Raw genomic sequence first — 20,485 nt, 5'->3', positions numbered from 1 at the left:
ACGACGTCCTGGCGGAACTCTTCCGGATAGGGCTTTGGCACAGCGACATCCTTCCCACCTGCCCCACAGGGCAAGCCAGTTCAGATGTCACCCGATCGTGCGGCAGACCCTTCTTCGCGGCGATGGCGGTGGTCGGGGCCCTGGCGAGCGAGGGCACGCTGCGCTGGCTGGAGACGTACGCGGGCGAGGTCGCGAGCCTCACCCTGACCGTGATCGCCTTCGGCTCGATGGCCGTGGGGATGCCGTTCACCCTGCAGTACGCGCGGGAGCAGGTCGACCCGTCGCTCTGGCACGCGCCCGCCTTCCTGCGGACCAACTACATGATCACCGGGGCGTGGGGGCTGGCCTTCCTGGTGGCGGCCGTCGCAGGCGCCTACGGGGACCTGGTGCTGCACAACCCGAACAACATCTGGACGGGGTGGATCATCCAGATCCTGGTCATCGTCGCGGCGCTGCGGTTCACCGTCTGGTACCCGCAGGTGGTCCGCGCCCGCGCGGCCGGCGGACCCGCCCCCGGCAGGGCCTCGCTGATGCTGCCCCTGGCCGGCCTGCTGGTGCCGATCGGCATCGCGGTACTGGTCTTCGACGTCAACGTGTGGTGGCTGGGCGTGGCCCTGATCCTCGCGGGCGGGCTCCTGACGAAGGCCCTCCGGTCATCCGATGGGGTGAACGACGGTCCGTGACGGGAGCGGCGGGGTAAGGGCCGGGCGGACAGCGGTTCGGCGAGGGGCGGGGCGCGGCGATGACCGAGGCGTGGCGGTACGGGGGCAACCAGATCAAGCTGTGGCGGACAGAGGCGGGCAAGTCCCGCGAGGAACTGGGAGAGGAGGCCGGTTACGCGGCCGAGTACGTAAAGTCCATGGAGCAGGGTCGGCGCCGCCCCACGCTGCACCTCTTGCGGGTCGCGGACGCCATGTTCGGCGCTGGAGGCAAGCTGGTCGCCGCTGCGGACTACATGAAGCCCGAGCCGTATCCGAAGCGGTCCGAGGAGTACATGGAGGCAGAGGCAGAGGCCTTCGGCATCAACTGGTACGAGCCCCTGTTCATCCCCGGGTTGCTACAGACCGAGCCCTACATGCGCGTACTCATGCATGAGAGCTACCCGCCACCAGATGACGAGACGGTTGAGGAGCGAGTCCGCGGACGACTCGCACGGCAAGCCACGATGACTCAGCGCGCCAGCACCATCTACAACTTCATCATCTATGAGGCTGCCCTCCACACCAAGACTGGTGGGTCGGAGGTCATGCACGAACAGCTACACCACATCCTGCAGTTGTCAACGCTGCGCAATGTCGGCATCCAGGTGCTTCCGCTGGGCCGCATTTCAGGAGTCGCCCTCAGCGGTCCCATGATCCTGCTGCAAACCCCAGAGCACCATGCCTGGGCATGGTGCGACGGCCAAGAGACCAGTGCTGCGTACTCGGACCCCGACAAGATCGGCGCCCTCACGCAGGCGCATGGCATGATCCGGTTGAACGCCCTGGGCGCAGCGGAATCAGCCGAGTTCATCAAACAGGTCGCGGAGGAACTATGAGCAGCACCGGTCTGACGTGGTTCAAGTCCAGCTACAGCGATGGCCAAGGTGGCGCCTGCGTCGAAGTTGCCCTGGACTGGCGCAAGTCGACGTACAGCGACTTCGAGGATGCCGCCTGCGTCGAGGTCGCCGCCTGCCCCCACACCGTCCACGTCCGGGACTCCAAACTCGGCGAGGACGGCCCGGCCTTCGCCGTCCCCGCCTCCGCCTGGCAGGCGTTCCTCACGCGGCTCGGCTGAACGGCGGGACGCTACGGGCGCCGCCGGGTCAGCGACAGCAGGTCGCGGGCCGGGCCCGCCGGGCGGGCCCCCGTGGGCCACACCGCGCGCAGCGCGCGGGCGAGCGGGGCCCCCGCCACGGGAACCTCGACGAGGCGGCGGGCCGCCAACTCGTCCACCAGGGCCAGCTCCGACAGCACGCACGGCCCGGCGCCGCTGACCGCCGCCGCCTTCACGGCGGTGGTGGAGGCCAGCTCCAGCAGCGGGGCCGCCAGTCCCCCGGACCGGGCCAGGGCCGCGTCCAGGACCTGCCGGGTCCCCGAGCCCCGCTCGCGCAGGATCAGGGCGGTCCCGGCCAGTTCCTCCGCCGCGACCCCCTTGGACCGCCGGGCCCACGGGTGCGTCGGGGCGACCGCCACCAGGAGGCGGTCCTGCGCGATGACGGCGGAGTCCAGGCCCTCCGGTACCGACAGGCCCTCCACGAAGCCGAGGTCCGCCTCGTGGGCCAGGACCCGCTGGGCCACGTCGGCGGAGTTCCCGGCGTGCAGGGAGACCGCCGTGTCCGGACGGTCCCCGCGCAGGGCGATCAGCCAGCCCGGCAGCAGGTACTCCGCGATGGTCATGCTGGCCGCCACCCGCAGCCGGGAGTCGCGCCGGCCCCGTAGCGCCTGGGCCCCCGCGTCGAAGGCCTCGGCCGCCTCCACGACCCGCCGGGCCCAGTCCGTGACGAGCGCGCCCTCGGCCGTCAGCGTCGAGCCGCGCGGGGAGCGGTCCACCAGGGCCACCCCGAGCCGCGCCTCCATCGCCCTGATCCGGCTGCTCGCCGCGGGCTGCGTGATCCCCAGCCGGCGCGCGGCACCGCTCAGGCTGCCGACCCGCGCGACCGTGAGCAGCAGCTCCATCGCACCCAGGTCCGGCACGCGGTGCGCCAGCGGGACCGTCTCCTCATCACCCATAACATCAGTTTATGGCCTTATAGACAGGTGATCCCTGCCGTACGGTCCGGAGCGACGGGAGGCTGGACCCATGGCCACCACCCTCGTGCGACCCCGCACCGTCATCGACATCGCGCCCCGGACCCACAAGGTCCCCGCGCTGCGCCACCTCGGCCCCAACTGGTACGCCTCCGTCATGGGCACGGCCATGATCGCCAACGCGGGAGCCACCCTCCCGTACCAGCTCCCGGGCCAGCGCGTGGCCTGCCAGCTCGTCTGGGCGCTGTCGGCCGTGGCCCTCGCCGTCCTGCTGACCGCCCGTGCCGGGCACTGGCTCCACCACCGCGACCAGGCCCGAGCCCACCTCCTCGACCCCGCCGTGGCCCCCTTCTACGGGTGCCTGGCGATGGCCCTGCTGGCCGTCGGGGCCGGCACCCTGATCGTCGGGAAGGACATCATCGGGACCGGCGCCGCCGTCGCCGCGGACACCGTGCTCTTCACCGCCGGCACCGCGATAGGCCTGGTCATGGCCGTGCTGGTGCCCTACCTGATGGTGGTCCGGCACAAGGTCGAGGCCTCGCAGGCCAGCCCCGTCTGGCTGCTGCCCGTGGTCTCCCCCATGGTCTCCGCCGCCGTCGGGCCCCTGCTCGTGCCCCACCTGCCCGCCGGTCAGCCCCGGGAGGCGCTGCTGCTGGCCTGCTACGCCATGTTCGGCATCAGCCTGCTGGCCACGCTGATGCTGCTCCCCCTGGTCTTCGGCCGGCTGATCGTGAGCGGCCCCCTGCCCCTGGCCCTCACCCCGGCCCTGTTCCTGGTGCTCGGCCCCCTCGGCCAGTCCACCACCGCCGTGAACCAGCTCGCGGACGTGGCCCCCGGCGCGATCACCGCCCCCTACGCCGACGCACTGGCCGCCTTCGCCGTGGTCTACGGGGTGCCCGTGATGGGCTTCGCCCTGCTGTGGCTGGCCCTGGCAGCCTCGATGCTGGTCCGGGCCGCCCGGAACGGCATGGGCTTCGCGATGACCTGGTGGGCGCTGACCTTCCCCGTCGGCACCTGCGTCACCGGTTCCGCCGGACTGGCCCGGCACACCGGCCTGGACGCCTTCGCCTGGCTGGCCACCGCCCTGTTCCTCGGCCTGGTCGCCGCCTGGCTGGCGACCGCCGCCCACACCCTGCGCGGCCTGTTCACCGGCCGGCTGCTCCCCACGACCCGCTGAGCGCCCTGCCCAGCACCTCCGGGGCCTCAGCCAGCGAGGGCCCGTACCAGGTCAGGTGGCGTCCGCTGACGAGGGCGGCCGGGAGGCCCGGAAAGGCCTCCGGGCCGTCCCCGTCGCTGAAGGCGTAGGGCTCGTCCGGGAGCACCACCAGATCGCAACCGCTCGCCGCCAGCTCGGCGACCGGCACTTTCGGATACCGCTCGGGGTGGTCCCCGTAGGCGTTGCGGACCCCCAGCCGGGCGAGGAGGTCCCCCGCGAAGGTGTTCCGGCCCAGCACCATCCAGGGCCGGCGCCAGACGGGCACGAAGGCCCTCAGCTCCCCGGGCGGCTCCACAGCCGCCCAGGCCGCCTCCGCCCGGTCCAGCCACTCGGGCCGCTCCAGCCCCAGCGCCCCCACCAGTACCCGGTCCAGCTCGGCGAAGGCCTGCGGGAGGTCCCGGACCTCGGTCACCAGCACCTCCGCCCCGGCCGCACGCAGGGCGTCGAGGTCCGGGAGCCGGTTCTCCTCCTCGTTGGCGATCACCAGGTCCGGGCGCAGGCCGGCGATCCTCCGCACGTCGGGGTTCTTCGTCCCCCCGATCCGCACCGCGGCCCCGAAGTCCGCCGGGTGCGTGCACCAGTCCGTCACCCCCACGAGCAGCCCCGGGGCGGTCACCGCCACCGCCTCGGTCAGGGAGGGCACGAGCGAGACGACGCGCACCGGCTCAGTGCTCCGGCGAGGGGGGCTCGGAGGTGGCGTGGATGTGGTCGCCCACCGCCACGACCAGGAGCTTGGTGTCCTCGCTCGTGGCCCGCCAGCGGTGGCGCACCCCACCGGAGAGGAACAGCGCGTCCCCGCTCTCCAGCCGGTAGGCCCGCCCCTCCGCCTCCACCTGGCAGGCGCCCGAAACCACGTACATCAGCTCGTCGTTGCGGTGCTGGTACTCGCGTCCGGCGTCCTGGTCCCCGGTGAACTCCAGCGCGTGCAGCTGGTGGTGACCGCGCACGAGGGGCCGTACGCCCATCACCGGGCTCAGCCCGGACTCGTCACCGGACCGTACGAGGTCCACCGTGCGCGCCGTGTCGGAGGCGGCCAGCAGCTCGACCGCGGTGGTTTCCAGCGCGTCGGCCACCCGCTCCAGCGATCGCATGCTGGGGCGGGCCCGTTCGTTCTCTATCTGGCTCAGGAAGGGGACGGACAGGCCGCTGCGCGCCGACACCGCGGCGAGGGTCAAGTGGAGCGCGCGGCGCCGTTTGCGCACGGCCACGCCCACCCGCAGCGGCTCTTTGGAGTCCTTCTCCTTGTCGTTGCCGTCTTCCTTGTCGTTCATCTCGGGGCTGCCCTCCCCTGTCCTGGTGCACATCGGTGTGCTGTAAGCACCTTAGCCAGCAACCGCCCCCGGATTCGCCCGCACGGGCCCACCGGGCCCCACCCCGGTGGTGTCCCGTGGTCCCCCGGTCACCCTACGTGGCCCCCGGGCGCGCGCCACAGCACACGGTCGACGTCGAGGATCACTACGTCACCTGACGGCTTGACCAGCAGCCGGGCGCCGGGGTGGCCGGCGGTGCCGCTGGTCCAGACGGAGGCGCCCGCCTCGGTGCGCACGGTCAGCTCGCCGTCGCGGGAGAAGAGGGCGTCGTGGCCGGTGCCCGCCGTGCCGGCGCTCCACCGGTGGGCCCCGGAGCGGTCGAGGACGACGAGGTCCCCGTCGGCGTCGAGGGTCAGGCGGACCGCACCGGCGTCGAGGACGTCGCCGGCCCGCAGGACGGTGCCGGGGTGGACCTCGACGGAGTCGTCGAGGGTGCCCCGGGAGAGGGCCAGCAGGGTGGGCAGGGAGGGGGTGAAGGCGTACAGGGCGCCCTGGGTGCGCACGTAGCGGCCGAAGCGCAGGGTGCAGGCCCGGCTGCCGCTGTCCGACTCGGTCTCGAAGGTGACCGGTGAGTCCGGACCGATCACCGGGTCGGCGCCGACGCGCGGGTTGCGGCCGGCCGGGAAGTCCGACTCGTTGACCCATTTCTTGGCGACGAACTCGAACTGCTGGACCAGGTCGGCCTGGTAGCCGATGAACAGCAGTCCGCGCGGGGTGTCGGGGCCGCCCGCGCCCTCGGGGTGCTGGGGGTCGTAGGCGGGGCCGAAGGGGATGCCGCGCCGGATGATGCGGCGGTTGTCGAGGACGCCGGGGTCGAGGGCGGGCCGGCCGGGGCCGGGGACGAGGCCGTCGCGCGGGTTGCCCTTGCGGATGTGGGCGAACAGCGGGGTGTGCCAGCCCTGCGCGTCCTCGTGGTAAGTCAGGCGGGCGTCCGGGTCGGTGCCCACCGGGCCCGGCACCTCGGCGAGCGGGCAGCCCGCGATGGGGGTGCCGCCGGGCCAGCGGCCGACCAACCGGGCCGCGACCCACGTCGCGGTCGCGTCCGGCGGCGCGGCCCCGGCCTTCTTCAGTTCCACCAGCCGCCGGCGGGCCTGCTCCCACCAGCCGGGGACGTCCTGGGCGAGACGGCGCACCACCTGGAACGACCCTCCCGTGGCCCAGGCGGGCAGCCCGGCGGGCCGCTGCCCGGCCTTCTCCTGTCCCACGAGGAACTCCCCGGCCGGGACCAGCCGCGTCCCGGGCTTGCCCTGCACGGTGGTCCCCGTCTCCGGGTCGGGCGCATGGAAGCCGCGGACGCCGGGCTGGCTGATGCCGTCGGTGAACCCGAAGTGCTCGTGACCGCGCAGGGCTCCGGGAAGCGTGCCGGCGTCCTGCCGGAAGACGATCGTGGCGCCGGCGGTGGCGAGGGCCTCCCGGTGGCGCGTGACGCTCCTCGCGAGCCGGTCGGGGTCGTCCGCGGAGAGGCTGAGGACCGCGTGCACGGCGCGCCGCGGTTCCTCGGCGCCGAACAGCCAGGACGCGGGGGCGCTGGCGCCGGTGTCCCCGAGCGCCTCCGCGCGAAGGGCGGCGCCCTGCCTGAACGCCTCGGCGGTGCTGCCGGCCGGCACCGCGGGGAAGGGGTCCCGTCCCGCGAACAGCCGCAGCCCGGGGTAGGTCAGGGAGAGTCCGGTCCACAGGGCCGACAGGGAGGCCGGGTCGGTGCCCCCCGCCTTGACCCGGGCCGCGCTGAAGAGGGCGTTGAAGCGGGCCATCTCCTCGGTGGTGGAGAGCTCGGGGACCAGCCGGGCGAGCCAGCGGCGGGCCAGGACCACGTCCCGGAAGTGCAGGAGCAGCAGGCAGGCCTGGTCCTTGCGGGAGCCGGCCAGGACGTCGCCCTGGGTGGTGCGGTCCGCGCGCAGGGGCAGCTCGGCGGCCTCGGCCGGCCGGTCCGCGAGGGGCGCCGCGGCGGCCGTCGCGGCCGCGGCGGTGCGGGGACACACCGCGAGGGCGGCGGCCCCCGCGCCGGCCATGATCACGGTCCGGCGGGCGGGGGCGGAGGAGGGGACGGCATCCATGGGAACTCCTGGGTGGGGAACGAACGGAAGAACGCCCCCGGCCGCGTCGGGCGGCGACGGGGCGGGGCGCGGGGAGCACGGGGTACGGGCTTTGGGCCCGCGCGAGCGCGGACCGTGCCGTGCGGCGGGGTACGGGTCCAGGGCCAGGGTCCGGTTCAGGCCTGGTCCGGCCGGGGTGGGGCGGGGCCTGTCCGGGTGCAGGCGGGCCGGTCCGGGTGGAGCTGGGTCGAGTCGGTCGGGTCAGGCCCGGGGCAAGGCCCAGGGCCGGGTCAGGCCGGGTCGGGGCAGGCCGCGGTCGGGTCCGGTCCGGTCCGGTCAGGCCGGGTCGGGTCGGGCCGGGCCGGGTCGGGTCGGGCCGGGTCGGGCCCGCTTCGGGGCCGGTTCAGGGCCCGGTCAGCCCCGGGTCAGCCCCGGCTCCCGGCCGGGTCCCGGGAGGGTGGTGGGTGGGCCGCGGGCCGCAGGCCAACCGCACGGAAGCGGAAGGCGGCCACGGGAAGCCGCCGCGGTCTCCCGGCCCCTCGACGGGTCGATCGTGGAACGACGCCCGGGACTCGGCCGCGGGTGCGGGGCGGGGCCGCCCCGACCGGGCGCCACCCCGTGGACGGACCCGTCACCCGATCAGGACCGCGCCTATGAGCCCCCCGCCCACCGGGCCGGCGGCCGGAACGGCGCGGACAGCGGCGGCGACGGAAGCGGCGGCGGCGATTGCGGCGACGACGGCGATGACGGCGGCCATGGGCGTCCGAGACTCCTCGCATGGGGGGACCGGGCGGGCAGAACGTCCTGCCAGTGATCAACACCCTCCGCGAAAGCCCGCCCCCGCGCGCGCCGGAGGCACTGTTGGAGTGACGGCGGGAGTGGCGGATGGAGTGTCGGCGCCGCCACCGCCCGCGGCCCCGTCGGCCCCACCGGCCCCCACCGCCCGTGCGGCATCATCGTCTCCGTGACGACACGACGCCTGATGCTCCTGGACACCGCCTCCCTCTACTACCGCGCCTACTTCGGCGTGCCGGACTCCGTGAAGGCCCCCGACGGCACCCCGGTCAACGCGGTCCGCGGGCTGCTCGACTTCATCGGGCGCCTGGTCCAGGACCACCGCCCGGACGACCTGGTGGCCTGCATGGACGCCGACTGGCGGCCCCACTGGCGAGTGGAGCTGATCCCCTCCTACAAGGCGCACCGGGTCGCGCAGGAGACGGAGACCGGCCCCGACGTGGAGGAGACCCCGGACACCCTCGCCCCGCAGGTGCCGATCATCGAGGCGGCCCTGGACGCCTTCGGCATCGCCCGGGTCGGCGTCGCCGGGTACGAGGCGGACGACGTGATCGGCACGCTCACCGCACGGGCGACCGGCCCGGTGGACATCGTCACCGGCGACCGGGACCTCTACCAGCTGGTGGACGACGCCCGGCGCCGCCGCGTCCTGTACCCCCTCAAGGGCGTCGGCACCCTCCAGGTCACGGACGAGGCCTGGCTGCGCGAGAAGTACGGGGTGGACGGCCCCGGCTACGCGGACCTCGCACTGCTGCGCGGCGACCCGAGCGACGGCCTGCCGGGCGTTCCCGGCATCGGCGAGAAGACGGCGGCGAAGCTGCTGGACGCGTACGGGGACCTCGCGGGCATCCTGGCCGCGGTCGGCGACCCGAAGTCGAAGCTGACCCCCACCCAGCGCAAGCGGCTGGAGGAATCCCGGCCGTATCTGGCGGTGGCGCCCAAGGTCGTCAAGGTGGCCTCCGACGTGCCGATCCCGGCCTTCGACCCGGCCCTTCCGCACCTTCCGGCACAGCCGGAACTGGTGGACGCACTCGCCCATCGGTGGGGTTTGGGAGGAGCAGTGTCCCGCCTGAGCAGCGCGCTGCGCCCATGAGGTGCTAACTTAGGTAATCCTAAGCTTCGTAAGTTCAGGGGAGACGCCGTGGCAGAAGGACGCGCCCGCACTGTCGGCACCGCAGTCGTCGTACGCACCGAGCGGCTGACGCCGCACATGGTCCGGCTCGTGCTGGGCGGTGACGGGCTGGCTGATTTCGGCGCGGGCGTGTACACCGACCACTACGTGAAGCTGCTGTTCGCCCCCGAGGGCGTGCGCTACGCGGAGCCCTGGGACCTGGACCGGATCCGCGCGACGCACCACCGCGAGGCCTGGCCGCGCCAGCGCGCGTACACGGTCCGCGGGTGGGACCCGACGCGCCGGGAGCTGACCCTGGACTTCGTCGTCCACGGCGACGAGGGGCTGGCCGGCCCCTGGGCGGCCCGCGTCCAGCCGGGCGAAACGGTGCACTTCCTCGGCCCGGGCGGCGCCTACGCTCCCGACCCGATGGCCGGCTGGCACCTCCTGGTGGGCGACGAGAGCGCGCTTCCGGCGATCGCCGCCGCCATGGAGCGGATGCCGGTGGGCGCGCGGGTGCACGCCTTCATCGAGATCGACGGCCCGGCCGACGAGCAGGAGATCACCACGCCGGACGGGATCGTCCCGGTCTGGCTGCACCGCGGGGACCGTCCGGTGGGCGCGGCCCTCGTGGAGGCCGTCACCTCGCTGGAGTTCCCCTCCCCGGACGTCCACGCCTTCGTCCACGGCGAGGCGGGCTTCGTGAAGGAGCTCCGCCGCCACCTCCGCCTGGACCGCGGGATCACGCGCGACCGCCTGTCGATCTCGGGCTACTGGCGCCAGGGCGAGACGGACGAGGGCTGGCGCGCGATCAAGCGCGACTGGAACGCCACGGTGGAGGCCGAACAGGACCTCACCACAGCCGCGGCGGCCTGACCCACCCCGCCGACCTTCGCGGCGCCCGGACCCCGCCGATCTCCGCGGCGATCCGACCCAGCCGGCGTCCGCCGCATCCGGCCCCGCCGGCTCCGCGGCGATCCAGCCCCCGCCGGCGTTTGAGGCGCGGGGGTCGGGGGGCGGCGCCCCCGGCAACGGCGCCGCGCCGGATGCAGCCCCCGGCCCCGCCCACCGGGCCGCCCGCCCCCTCCCCGCGGCCGGCGGAGCCGACGGGCAGGGGCGGCCGCCCGGCGTGACAATGACCCCATGCGTACGCTCCGCGCCGCGGGACTGGCCGGAGCCGTGTTCCTCCTCGCCTCGGCGGCGGCCACCGCCGCCCCCGCGGGAGCCTCGGCGGCCCTGTCACCGGCCCCGTCACCGTCACCGGCCCCGAAACCGCCCCCGCCGCCGAAACCCCTGCTGAGCGACTCCGCCGTCGCCGTCGCCGTGGCCCGTCTCGACGCCACCGTCACCGACGGCATGCGCCGCACGGGCGTGCCCGGCCTCTCCGTCGCGGTGGTCCACGACGACCGGGTCGTCTACCTCAAGGGCTTCGGCCTCCGCCGCACCGGGGACCCGGCGAAGGTCGGCCCCGACACGGTCTTCCAGCTGGCCTCCCTCTCGAAGCCGATCTCCTCCACCGTCGTGGCCGCCACCCTCACCGACCCCGCCGCCTGGGACGAACCGCTGGGCGCCGCCCCGCCCGGCTTCGCGCTCAAGGACCCCTGGGTCACCGCGCACGTCACCGCCGCCGACCTCTTCTCGCACCGCAGCGGCCTTCCCGACCATGCCGGGGACCTCCTCGAAGACCTCGGCTACGACCGCCCGTACATCCTCGGCCACCTCCGCCTCGAACCCCTCTCCCCCTTCCGCGCGAGCTACGCCTACACCAACTTCGGCCTCACCGCCGCCGCCGAGGCCGTCGCCCGCGCGCACGGCGTCAGCTGGCAGAAGCTGAGCGAGGACACCCTCTTCAAGCCCGCCGGGATGACCCGTACCAGCACCGAGTTCTCCGCCTACGCACACGCCGCCGACCGCGCCTACGGTCACGTCGAGAACCCCGACGGCACCTGGAGCCCCCGCTACGTGCGCGACGCCGACGCCCAGGCCCCGGCTGGCGGGGTCAGCTCCACCGCCCGCGACATGTCCCGCTGGCTGCGCCTCCAGCTCGCCGACGGCACCCTCGACGGAAAGCGGATCGTCCCCGCCGACACCCTGAACCGCACCCGCGTCCCCGAGATCGTCGCCCAGGCACGGACGCCCGGCGGCACCCCGCAGTTCTACGGCCTCGGCTGGAACGTCGGCTACGACGACGCCGGCCGGCTGCGCCTGAGCCACTCCGGCGCCTTCGAGCTCGGCGCCAACTCCAACGTGACCATGCTCCCCCTGGAACGGCTCGGCATCGTCGTCCTGACCAACGGCGCCCCCGCCGGTCTCGCCGACGCCGTGGCCCTGGACTTCTTCGACACCGCCGAGCACGGCCGGCCCACCACCGACTGGCTGCCCCTGACCGCCTCCCTCTACGCGGGGCTCGCCGACGCGGACCGCTCCCCCACCGACTACGCGCACCCGCCCGCCGGCGCGAAGCCCGCCCGCGACCCGTCCGCGTACACCGGCACCTACCGCAACCCGTACTACGGCCCCCTCACCGTCACCACGGCCCCCGACGGCCAGGGCCTGGTCCTCTCCCTGGGCCCCGGGCCGCTGCGCTTCCCCCTCACCCACTACGACGGCGACACCTTCAGCTTCGTGACCACCGGCGAGAACGCCGTCGGCCGCACCGGCGTCACCTTCTCGAACGGCACGGTCCGCGTCGAGTACCTGGACGAGAACCACCTCGGCACCTTCACCCTGCAGTAGCCCCCTACCCTGGTCCCGATGAGCCGCAGATCCCACATCCCGCCCGCACCGCTCCCCCAGATCGCCGGCATCGACCCGGTCCGCATGCGCCTGCCCCCCGACCCGGACGGGCGGTGGCGGCTCCTCGGCGACTATCTGACCGAGCGCTACGCCGGCACGCGCGGCGCCGAATCGATGGCGCGGCTGCTGTCCGGCGGGCGGGTGCTCGGCACGGGCGGCCGGGTGCTGCGCCCGCAGGACCCGTACGAGCCGGGCGGCTGGCTCTGGTTCCACCGGGACATGCCCCCCGAGCCGCGCGTACCGTTCCCGATCGGTGTCGTGTACCGCGACCGGCACCTGCTGGTGGTGGACAAGCCGCACTTCCTGGCGACCATCCCGCGCGGCAGCCACGTCACGCAGACCGCCCTGGCCCGGCTGCGCGAGGAACTGGACCTGCCGGCGCTGAGCCCGGCGCACCGGCTGGACCGGATGACGGCGGGTCTGGTGATGTTCAGCATCCGCCCCGAGGACCGCGGCGCCTACCAGCTGCTGTTCCAGGAGCGCCGGGTCCGCAAGGAGTACGAGGCGATCGCCCGCCACGACCCGGCGGTGGAGCTGCCCCGTGTGGTCCGCAGCCACATCGAGAAGGTGCGCGGGGTGATGGCGGCGGTCGAGGTCCCGGACGCCGAACCCAACGCCGAGAGCCTGGTCGAGCTCACCGGCACCCGGGGCCCCCTGGGCCGCTACCGGCTGACCCCCCACACCGGCCGCACCCACCAGCTGCGGGTGCACATGAACGCGCTGGGCCTGCCCCTGCTCGGCGATCCGGTCTACCCGGTGGTGGCCGCGGCGGCCGACCCGGCGGACTACCGCCGTCCGCTCCAGCTGCTGGCCCGGACCCTGTCCTTCACCGATCCGGTCACCGGCCTGGAGCACCGCCTGGAGACGGACCTCACCCTGCGGGCCTGGGAGGACCCGGAAGGCTGGGAACGGGATCCGGGGCCGGCGACGGCGTGAGGCCCGCGATCCGCAGGGCGGCGTCGGCGGCCGCCTCGGCGAAGGCCGCCACCGGGCGGCCCGGAGCGGACCGGTGGATCAGCATGACGCCCTCGATCATGCCGAACACCAGGTCGTTGCGGAGCGTCAGACCCTCGGCGTCCCCGGCGAGTTCGGCGCCCACGGACGTGGCGTGCAGCAACGTCCGGTAGGCGTCGCGCAGTTCGTCGCGCATCCGCCGGAACGGCGCGAAGCGCGGACCCCGCAGCTCCGGCAGCAGGTAGAGGGCGCCGAGGTCGTACGGTCCCCCGCACAGCAGCAGCACGTCCGAGCGGCACAGCTCCCACAGCCGGTGCGCGGCGGGCCGGCCGCCGTCGGCCAGCAGCCGCCGCGACAGGACCAGGGAGGGCGTGACCGTGGACTCCAGGAGTTCGGCGAGGAGTTCCTCCTTGCCGGCGAAGTAGTGGTACATCGTGGCCTGGCGCAGTCCGGCCCGTTCGGCCACCGCCCGTGTGGTGGTGGCCGCGTACCCGCGTACCGTGAAGAGCTCGGCCGCCGCGCAGAGGAGCTCCTCGCGCGGCGGCCGGCCGCTGTACGGTCTGAGCTGGTCGGCGCGTGGCCGGCCGACCCGTCTCGGTCCTTCGTCCGTTCCACCGGTCATGCGCCGATCGTCGCACAGGACACGCTCAAACGATCATGGCAAGAGATGAGATCCGGCCATCCCGGCCTTTAGAGGAAGACCCAAAAGGGCCTATCCGACCGAGCTGTAGGCCACTACACCCCGAAGCAGGGCGTCCACGGCCTTACGGGCATTGCGCGCCACCGTGCTCCCGCCCGCCGAGGACGCCGGGGCCGAGGAGCCCGGAGCCGCCGCGGCGATCTGCCCCAGGACGTCGATGACCTGCTTGCACCAGCGCACGAAGTCACCGGCCGGCATCTCCGCCTCGCGCAGCACCTCGTCCAGGCTCTTGTCGGAGGCCCACTGGTACGCCGCCCACGCGAAGCCGAGGTCCGGCTCGCGCTGGCCCACGCCCTCCGCCTGGTTGATGCGGTGCTCCTCCTCCAGCGCGTCGAGCCGGCCCCAGATCCGGACCATCTCGCCGAGCGCCGCCTTGGCCGGACCGTTCGGCACCTTCGGCGGCACGGCGTCGTCCGACTGCCGGGCCTCGAAGACCAACGCCGAGACGCAGGCCGCCAGTTCCGCCGGGCTGAGCCCCTCCCAGACCCCCTCGCGCAGACACTCCGACGCCAGCAGGTCGAGCTCGCCGTAGAGCCGGGCGAGCCGCTTGCCGTGCACGGTGACCTCGTCCTCGCGCAGGTAGTCCAGCTCGGTCAGCAGCGCGTGGATCCGGTCGAAGGTGCGGGCGATGGTGTTCGTCCGGCCCTCGATGCGCCGCTCCAGCTGCTGCGTGTCCCGCTTGAGCCGGTGGAAGCGCTCCGCCCAACGCGCGTGGTCCTCACGCTCGTCACAGCCGTGGCAGGGGTGCGCGCGCAGCTCGGCCCGCAGCCGGGCGATCTCGCGGTCGTCGGCCGCCGCCGCCCGGCCCGGACGGTGCCGCTCGGGCGCGATGTGACCGGCCTTGTTGCGCAGCGCCGTCGCCAGGTCCCTGCGGGACTGCGGCGAACGGGCGTTGAACGTCTTGGGGATCCGCATCCGGTCGATGGCCTCGACCGGCACCGGGAAGTCGATCGCGGCGAGCCGCTTGACCTGCCGCTCCGCGGTCAGCACCAGCGGGCGCGGACCCTCGGCGTACTCGTACCCGCGCTGGCCGTGAACCCGCCCCGCCGGCACGCCCGGGTCCAGCACCAGCGCGAGCCCGGCGAACTTGCCCGTCGGCACGTGGATGACGTCGCCCGGCTTGAGCCGCTCCAGCGAACTGGCCGCCTGTGCCCGGCGCTGCGCCGCGCCCTGCTTGGCCAGGTCCGTCTCACGGTCCTTCAGGTCGCGGCGCAGCCGCGCGTACTCCTCGAAGTCCCCCAGGTGACAGGTCATGCCCTCGCGGTAGCCCGTCAGGCCCTCCTCGTTGCGCTGGACCTGCCGGGAGATGCCCACGACGGAGCGGTCGGCCTGGAACTGCGCGAAGGAGGTCTCCAGGAGCTCGCGCGAGCGGTGCCGCCCGAACTGCTGGACCAGGTTCACGGCCATGTTGTACGAGGGCTTGAAGCTGGAACGCAGCGGATAGGTACGGGTACCCGCGAGCCCCGCCAGCCCCACCGGGTCCATGCCGCGCTGCCAGAGCACCACCGCGTGGCCCTCGACGTCGATGCCGCGCCGCCCGGCCCGACCGGTCAGCTGCGTGTACTCGCCGGGGGTGATGTCGGCGTGCTGCTCGCCGTTCCACTTGACCAGCTTCTCCAGGATGACCGTGCGCGCGGGCATGTTGATGCCCAGCGCGAGGGTCTCGGTGGCGAAGACGGCCTTGACCAGACCGCGGACGAAGAGCTCCTCCACTACCTCCTTGAAGGTGGGCAGCATGCCCGCGTGGTGCGCGGCGATGCCCCGCTCCAGGCCTTCGAGCCACTCGTAGTAGCCCAGGACGTGCAGGTCCTCGGCCGGGATGGAGGCGGTCCGCTCCTCGACGATCTCGCGGACCTTCAGCCGCGCGGTGTCGTCGTTGAGCCGCAGGCCCGCGTACAGGCACTGCTGGACGGCGGCCTCGCAGCCGGCCCGGCTGAAGATGAAGTTGATGGCGGGCAGCAGGTTGTCGCCGTCCAGGCGTGCGATGACCTCGGGCCTGCTGGGGGTCCAGATCCGGCCGCGGGAGCGGCGCTCGCGCTCGCGGTCGGCCTCGCGGACCATCTTGCCGCGCCGCCGGTCCTTGGGACTGTAGGTACGGGTGTTCTCCTCGCGGGCCATGCGCAGCAGGTCGGGGTTGACCTCGCGGCGCGCGGAGCCGCGGCCGCCGTGGTCGGACTCCTCCTCGAAGAGGTCGTAGACCCGCCGGCCGGCCATCACGTGCTGCCACAGCGGTACGGGCCGCTCCTCGGAGACGATCACCTCGGTGTCGCCGCGCACGGTGTCGAGCCAGTCGCCGAACTCCTCGGCGTTGGAGACGGTGGCGGACAGCGACACCAGGGTCACCGACTCGGGGAGGTGGATGATCACTTCCTCCCAGACGGCTCCGCGGAACCGGTCGGAGAGGTAGTGCACCTCGTCCATCACGACGTAGCCCAGGCCCAGGAGCGACCGGGAGCCCGCGTAGAGCATGTTGCGGAGCACCTCGGTGGTCATCACGACCACCGGCGCCTCGGAGTTGACGCTGTTGTCGCCGGTCAGCAGGCCCACCTTGGAGGCGCCGTAGCGCTTGACGAGGTCGGCGTACTTCTGGTTCGACAGGGCCTTGATCGGCGTCGTGTAGAAGCATTTGCGCCCCTGTTGGAGCGCGAGGTGCACGGCGAACTCGCCGACGATGGTCTTTCCCGAACCGGTCGGGGCGGCGACCAGGACGCCCTTGCCGGCCTCCAGTGCCTTGCAGGCCTCGACCTGGTACGGGTCCAGGTCGAATTCGTACATCTCGCGGAAGGGGGCCAGGGCGGTGGCCTCTTCGGCGGCGCGGATCCGGGCAGCGGCGTACCGCTCGGCGGGGGAGAGTTCTTCGGTCATCTTGCTGTCGAGCCTACCCGCCCCCTCCGACAACAGTCGCGATCATTTAAGTGAGCAGCCGCAGGGCTGCGGGGACGCACCGCGCGGTCACCGGGAGCGGGCCCAGCCGCTCCCCGTCGGCGTAGGCGGTGAGCGCGGCCGACTCCAGGGTGACCTCGGCGGCCCGGTGCACGGTGACCTTGGGGTGGGAGAGGTGCGTCCCCTTGTAGACCTGCGGAAACACCTTCAGCAGGGTGCCGCGGCCGCAGTCGCCGACCACCGTGACGTCGAAGAGCCCGTCGTCCGGTTCGGCGTCCGCGCAGATGCGCATCCCGCCGCCGTACGAGGACCCGTTGCCGACGGCCACGAGCGTGGCCTCCGTCTCGATCACCCGGCCCCCGTCGAGGGTGATCCGGTACGGGAAGGGCCGGAAGGCGGCCAGCTCCGCGAGGATGGCCAGGTCGTACTTGAAGCGGCCGAGCGGCAGCCGCATCCGGTTGCCGCGGTCGTTGACCCGCGAGTCGAAGCCGGAGCACAGCACGGTCCCGTACCAGGTGTCATCGGCGCGGCCGAGGTCGATCTCCCGTATCCGGCCCTCCTTGAGGGCCTCGGCGGCGAGCCGCCCCGCCCGCTCGGGCTCCCGTACGGGCAGTCCCATCGAGCGGGCGAAGTCGTTCCCGGTGCCGGCCGCGACCACGCCGAGGGGGACCGCCGTCCCGGCCAGGGCCTGGAGGGCGAGGGAGACCACCCCGTCACCGCCGACGGCGATCACCGCGCCGGTGCCGTCGCGGACGTCCGCGCGCAGCCGGGCCAGGGCGTCGGCCGCGTCGGTGCCGACCACGGTCCGGACGGAGAATCCGGCCTCCCGGAGCGCGGAAGCGGCCGGCTGCGCGGCGTGCGCGCCCCGGCCGCGTCCCGCGGTGGGATTCACGAAGAGGGTGATCTCTGAGGACACCCCGGGAATGTACCCGAGGGTGATCTCCGCGCTCACCCGTTTCCCGGGGGGCGCCTCCCGGCGGTGGCCGGGGGCGCACCCGTCAGGTGGCGTCGTCGTAACCGTTGATCTGCCGACGGCCGCCGTCGGCCTGCTCGGGGAGCGCGGAGGCGGCCGGGGCCCGCTCCGTCGCGCCGACCGGGGCCGGGGTCAGGTCGACCTCGGAGGCCTCGTCGTCGTCGAGGTCGGCGTCGGGGTTGGCGCGCCGGCGGCGCCGGTCGTTCAGCAGGCAGATCCCCAGGGCGATGAAGTACAGGGCCACGATCGGGGAGGCCAGCGTCAGCATGGTGAGCGGGTCACCGGTGGGCGTCGCGAAGGCCGCGAAGATCGTGATGCCGAGGACCATGCCGCGCCACCAGCTGCCCAGCCGCTTGGCGCTGAGCACACCGGTGAAGTTCAGCAGCACCAGCATCAGCGGCAGCTCGAAGGCGAGGCCGAAGACCACGACCATGCGCGTGACGAGGTCGAGGTAGTCGTCGACCGGCAGCAGGTTCTTGACGTGGTCCGGCGTGAAGCCGAGGAGGATCTCCGCCGTCTGCGGCAGGATCTTGTACGCGAGCACCGCGCCGGCGAGGAACAGCGGGGCGCCGACCGCCACGAAGCTCAGCGCGTACTTCTTCTCGTTCCGGTGCAGGCCCGGGGCGGCGAACGCCCACAGCTGGTAGAGCCAGACGGGCGCGGACATCACGATGCCCGCGGACAGGCCGACCTTCAGCGCGATGGAGAAGGGCGCGGTCAGGCCGTTCGTCGTCATCTCGGCACAGGGGGCACCGTTGCGCTGGTGCGTGGCCCCGTTGGTGCAGCCGACGGACGAGAGCATCGGCTCCAGCAGGAAGTCGATGATCGGCCGGTAGAAGTAGGCCGTGACGATGGTCACCACGACGATCGCCAGCACCGACTTCAGCAGGCGGTTTCTCAGCTCACGCAGGTGCTCGACCAGCGGCATGCGCCCTTCGGCGTCCTTGGCCCGGTCCTTGTTCCCCTGCTTGCGGGCAGACTTGAGCAACCCACGTCCCTTGTCTCGTTACAGATGACTCGTACGGCGGGCGACCGCCGGATGTCAGGCCTGGGTGGTGCGGTTCGGCTCGCTGACCGGGCGGGCGCTGGTGACGTCACCCGGAGCGGCCTGGATGGTGCGCGGGGCGACGGGCTGGGCCGGGGCCTGGTCGGCGACCGGAGCGGTGGCCGCGGCGTCCTCGGGCTCGCCGTCCTTCTTCATGGCCTTCGCCTCGCTCTTGAGGATCCGGGCCGACTTGCCCAGGGAGCGGGCCATCTCGGGAAGCTTCTTGGCACCGAACAGCAGCACGATGACAGCGATGATCAGAAGGATCTCAAGGGGCTTCAGATTGCCGATCATGTGTGTCTTCCTTCTCACCGAAACGGCTGGTTGTGGTGGCCCGGCGCCTCCGGACGGAGCTCCGGCACCCTCTCTCACAAGGATCGTAACCCCCGAGGGTTAACGCCCGGCAATCCCCCGGGGTATCCCCGCTTGCTTACCGCACCGACGGTACGGGTCCTCCTCCACGGATTCCATATGCGCGGGCCGATGGTCCGCGCGCCTACGGCCGCAGCCCCTGCCCGGCCCGCGCCAGGTCGGCCGCCGCCCGTTCCAGGTCCCCCGAGGCCTCGGTGATCCGGCGGCTGGCCAGGGCCACCTGCCCCGACAGCCGCCGCACCTCCAGGAAGACCCGCACGGCCAGCACGGCGAGGACGGCGACCCCGAGGAAGCCCAGGACAATTGCGAGCATCGGCCACAGCATGGGACGAGCCTAGCGCGCCCGCCTCACACGCTGCGCAGCGTGCTCACCCCACCGCCGGTCAGCAGCTCCACAATGCGCTCACCTGCGGGTTTACGGACCGCGGCCGAGCATTGGGGGCAGGTGAAGGAGTAGAAGGTGGCCCGCCGGCCGATCGCCAGCCGCAGCGCGTCCGCGGCCAGCTCGAAACGGGCCCGGCACTCGGGGCAGGCCGCCTTGAAGGTGACCGCCGCCGGCCCGGATGATGGCGACATCGCTGCCCGCTCCCCCTAGATCCGTTCCCCGTACCCCGCGAGTGCCTCTGCGGCGGCCTTCCGCGCGCTCTGTGCCAGTTCCGGAGGCGACACGATCCGGCCGTCCCGGCCCAGGCGCAGCGCCAGCCGGCGCAGGGAGGCAGGGTCGGGGCTGCGCAGGGTGATCCGCAGACCGCCGTCGGGCCGCTCCTCGGCACTGTCGTGCGGGTAGTACTCGGCGACCCAGCGCCCGCCGGGCCCCACCTCGACCACCACCTCCGGGTCCTCGGCGGCCGGCTGCACCAGCCCCTCGGACAGGTCCCGGGGCTCGATCGCGGGCGGCTCGGCCCGCTCGTCCAGCAGCCTGATCTCGGCCACCCGGTCGAGCCGGAAGGTGCGCCGGGCCTCCGAGAGGTGGCACCACCCCTCCATGTAGGTGTGCCCCACGGCGAACAACCGGATCGGGTCGACGGTGCGCTCGGTCAGCTCGTCACGGGCGGGCGAGTAGTAGCGCAGCCACAGCCGCCGCCGCTCCGCGATGGCCCGGTCGACGTCCGCGAAGACCCCGCCTTCGGACTCGAAGGTCACCGACAGCCGGGAGCTGGCCCCGGCCGCCTCCCCGGCGGCCGCCTCCAGCTTCGCGGTGGCGCGCAGCAGCGCGTCCCGGTCGCCCTCGCGCAGCCCCGGCAGGGTCGCCACCGCGCGGGCGGCGACCAGCAGGGCCGTCGCCTCGTCGGCGGCCAGCCGCAGCGGCTCGGCCGTGGACTCCCCGGAGGCGTCGGGATTGCGCCACCAGATGCGCTCCCCGTCGGTGTCGATGTCGAGCAGGTCCCCGCCGCGGAAGCTGGTCCCGCACATGGGCAGCACGTCGAGGTCCGAGATCAGCTCGTCCTCGGTGATCCCGAAGGCGCGGGCGACGTCGGCGACGTGCGCGCCCGGCCGCTCGCGCAGGTAGGTCACCAGGGACAGCATCCGGCGGGTCTGGTCGATGGCGTTGGCAGCCATGCTGGTAC

At 73.5% G+C, this 20,485-nt stretch carries 21 protein-coding genes; 8 read left to right on the top strand and 13 right to left on the bottom strand.

From position 1 onward, the window contains the following. The first annotated feature begins 122 nt into the window (after nt 1–122). Genes ACEPPI_RS22660 through ACEPPI_RS22650 form a run of 3 tightly spaced genes read left to right on the top strand, consistent with a single transcriptional unit; the run spans nt 123 to nt 1,776 of the window. The gene (locus ACEPPI_RS22660; protein WP_373917074.1) at nt 123–683 is read left to right on the top strand and encodes a hypothetical protein; all 561 of its coding nucleotides are present in this window, start codon (nt 123–125) and stop codon (nt 681–683) included. 59 nt (nt 684–742) lie between these two features. After that, complete coding sequence (locus ACEPPI_RS22655) at nt 743–1,537, top strand: helix-turn-helix domain-containing protein (RefSeq protein ID WP_373917073.1); 795 nt, start codon at nt 743–745, stop codon at nt 1,535–1,537. Further along, nucleotides 1,534–1,776 (top strand): DUF397 domain-containing protein, encoded by a 243-nt coding sequence (locus tag ACEPPI_RS22650; protein ID WP_373917072.1) that lies wholly within the window; start codon nt 1,534–1,536, stop codon nt 1,774–1,776. Before ACEPPI_RS22655 ends, ACEPPI_RS22650 begins: the two co-directional genes overlap by 4 nt. 11 nt (nt 1,777–1,787) lie before the next feature. Here ACEPPI_RS22650 and ACEPPI_RS22645 read toward each other — a convergent pair whose 3' ends face one another. Beyond that, nucleotides 1,788–2,711, bottom strand: coding sequence for a LysR family transcriptional regulator (locus tag ACEPPI_RS22645; protein WP_373917071.1), 924 nt, complete (start codon nt 2,709–2,711; stop codon nt 1,788–1,790). A gap of 70 nt (nt 2,712–2,781) precedes the next feature. Here ACEPPI_RS22645 and ACEPPI_RS22640 point away from each other — a divergent pair, with 70 nt between their 5' ends. Then, nucleotides 2,782–3,906 carry a TDT family transporter gene (locus ACEPPI_RS22640; protein ID WP_373917070.1) on the top strand — a complete coding sequence of 375 codons (1,125 nt, stop codon included), beginning with the start codon at nt 2,782–2,784 and terminating at the stop codon, nt 3,904–3,906. On the opposite strand, the gene ACEPPI_RS22635 is transcribed toward ACEPPI_RS22640, so the two are convergent. The 4 genes from ACEPPI_RS22635 to ACEPPI_RS22620 all read right to left on the bottom strand — a co-directional run bounded on the left by ACEPPI_RS22635 (nt 3,875) and on the right by ACEPPI_RS22620 (nt 8,045). Then, nucleotides 3,875–4,606: a helical backbone metal receptor gene (locus ACEPPI_RS22635; protein ID WP_373917069.1), complete on the bottom strand. Its 732-nt coding sequence runs from the start codon at nt 4,604–4,606 to the stop codon at nt 3,875–3,877. The genes ACEPPI_RS22640 and ACEPPI_RS22635 overlap by 32 nt on opposite strands. Before the next feature lie 4 nt (nt 4,607–4,610). Further along, nucleotides 4,611–5,216, bottom strand: coding sequence for a helix-turn-helix domain-containing protein (locus ACEPPI_RS22630; protein ID WP_373917077.1), 606 nt, complete (start codon nt 5,214–5,216; stop codon nt 4,611–4,613). A 128-nt stretch (nt 5,217–5,344) separates the two neighbouring features. Then, nucleotides 5,345–7,309, bottom strand: a complete 1,965-nt coding sequence (locus tag ACEPPI_RS22625; protein WP_373917068.1) for a peroxidase — start codon at nt 7,307–7,309, stop codon at nt 5,345–5,347. 610 nt (nt 7,310–7,919) lie between these two features. Further along, nucleotides 7,920–8,045: a hypothetical protein gene (locus ACEPPI_RS22620; RefSeq protein ID WP_373917067.1), complete on the bottom strand. Its 126-nt coding sequence runs from the start codon at nt 8,043–8,045 to the stop codon at nt 7,920–7,922. A 225-nt stretch (nt 8,046–8,270) separates the two neighbouring features. On the opposite strand from ACEPPI_RS22620, the gene ACEPPI_RS22615 reads away from it, so the two are divergent. The 4 genes from ACEPPI_RS22615 (at nt 8,271) to ACEPPI_RS22600 (ending at nt 12,926) form a co-directional block, all read left to right on the top strand. Beyond that, on the top strand, nt 8,271–9,176 hold the full coding sequence (locus ACEPPI_RS22615) for a 5'-3' exonuclease H3TH domain-containing protein (RefSeq protein WP_373917076.1): 906 nt from the start codon (nt 8,271–8,273) through the stop codon (nt 9,174–9,176). A gap of 48 nt (nt 9,177–9,224) precedes the next feature. Further along, the gene (locus tag ACEPPI_RS22610; protein ID WP_373917066.1) at nt 9,225–10,070 is read left to right on the top strand and encodes a siderophore-interacting protein; all 846 of its coding nucleotides are present in this window, start codon (nt 9,225–9,227) and stop codon (nt 10,068–10,070) included. 267 nt (nt 10,071–10,337) lie between these two features. Further along, nucleotides 10,338–11,930 carry a serine hydrolase gene (locus tag ACEPPI_RS22605; protein WP_373917065.1) on the top strand — a complete coding sequence of 531 codons (1,593 nt, stop codon included), beginning with the start codon at nt 10,338–10,340 and terminating at the stop codon, nt 11,928–11,930. 18 nt (nt 11,931–11,948) lie between these two features. Beyond that, nucleotides 11,949–12,926, top strand: a complete 978-nt coding sequence (locus tag ACEPPI_RS22600; RefSeq protein ID WP_373917064.1) for a pseudouridine synthase — start codon at nt 11,949–11,951, stop codon at nt 12,924–12,926. Here ACEPPI_RS22600 and ACEPPI_RS22595 read toward each other — a convergent pair. From ACEPPI_RS22595 to ACEPPI_RS22560, 8 genes are all read right to left on the bottom strand, one after another. Beyond that, the gene (locus ACEPPI_RS22595) at nt 12,862–13,566 is read right to left on the bottom strand and encodes a helix-turn-helix domain-containing protein (RefSeq protein ID WP_373917063.1); all 705 of its coding nucleotides are present in this window, start codon (nt 13,564–13,566) and stop codon (nt 12,862–12,864) included. The two genes, ACEPPI_RS22600 and ACEPPI_RS22595, sit on opposite strands and share 65 nt — an antisense overlap. Before the next feature lie 90 nt (nt 13,567–13,656). Next, nucleotides 13,657–16,509: a DEAD/DEAH box helicase gene (locus ACEPPI_RS22590; protein ID WP_373917062.1), complete on the bottom strand. Its 2,853-nt coding sequence runs from the start codon at nt 16,507–16,509 to the stop codon at nt 13,657–13,659. Between the two features lie 46 nt (nt 16,510–16,555). After that, the gene (locus ACEPPI_RS22585; RefSeq protein ID WP_373917061.1) at nt 16,556–17,443 is read right to left on the bottom strand and encodes a diacylglycerol kinase; all 888 of its coding nucleotides are present in this window, start codon (nt 17,441–17,443) and stop codon (nt 16,556–16,558) included. Nucleotides 17,444–17,525: 82 nt separating this feature from the next. Further along, nucleotides 17,526–18,488 (bottom strand): twin-arginine translocase subunit TatC, encoded by a 963-nt coding sequence (gene tatC / locus ACEPPI_RS22580; RefSeq protein WP_373917060.1) that lies wholly within the window; start codon nt 18,486–18,488, stop codon nt 17,526–17,528. A gap of 54 nt (nt 18,489–18,542) precedes the next feature. After that, on the bottom strand, nt 18,543–18,839 hold the full coding sequence (gene tatA / locus ACEPPI_RS22575; protein WP_280915020.1) for a Sec-independent protein translocase subunit TatA: 297 nt from the start codon (nt 18,837–18,839) through the stop codon (nt 18,543–18,545). A 202-nt stretch (nt 18,840–19,041) separates the two neighbouring features. After that, the gene (locus ACEPPI_RS22570; RefSeq protein WP_373917059.1) at nt 19,042–19,242 is read right to left on the bottom strand and encodes a hypothetical protein; all 201 of its coding nucleotides are present in this window, start codon (nt 19,240–19,242) and stop codon (nt 19,042–19,044) included. Nucleotides 19,243–19,265: 23 nt separating this feature from the next. Next, nucleotides 19,266–19,493, bottom strand: coding sequence for a hypothetical protein (locus ACEPPI_RS22565; RefSeq protein WP_373917058.1), 228 nt, complete (start codon nt 19,491–19,493; stop codon nt 19,266–19,268). Between the two features lie 15 nt (nt 19,494–19,508). Beyond that, nucleotides 19,509–20,477 carry a helix-turn-helix transcriptional regulator gene (locus ACEPPI_RS22560; protein ID WP_373917057.1) on the bottom strand — a complete coding sequence of 323 codons (969 nt, stop codon included), beginning with the start codon at nt 20,475–20,477 and terminating at the stop codon, nt 19,509–19,511. Nucleotides 20,478–20,485 lie beyond the last annotated feature (8 nt).

The organism is Streptomyces sp. AB3(2024), assembly GCF_041862025.1.
In the GTDB taxonomy this organism is placed as follows: Bacteria; Actinomycetota; Actinomycetes; order Streptomycetales; family Streptomycetaceae; genus Streptomyces.
The sequence above is the reverse complement of the archived record's forward strand: the minus strand, read 5'-3'. Positions and strand labels throughout refer to the sequence as shown.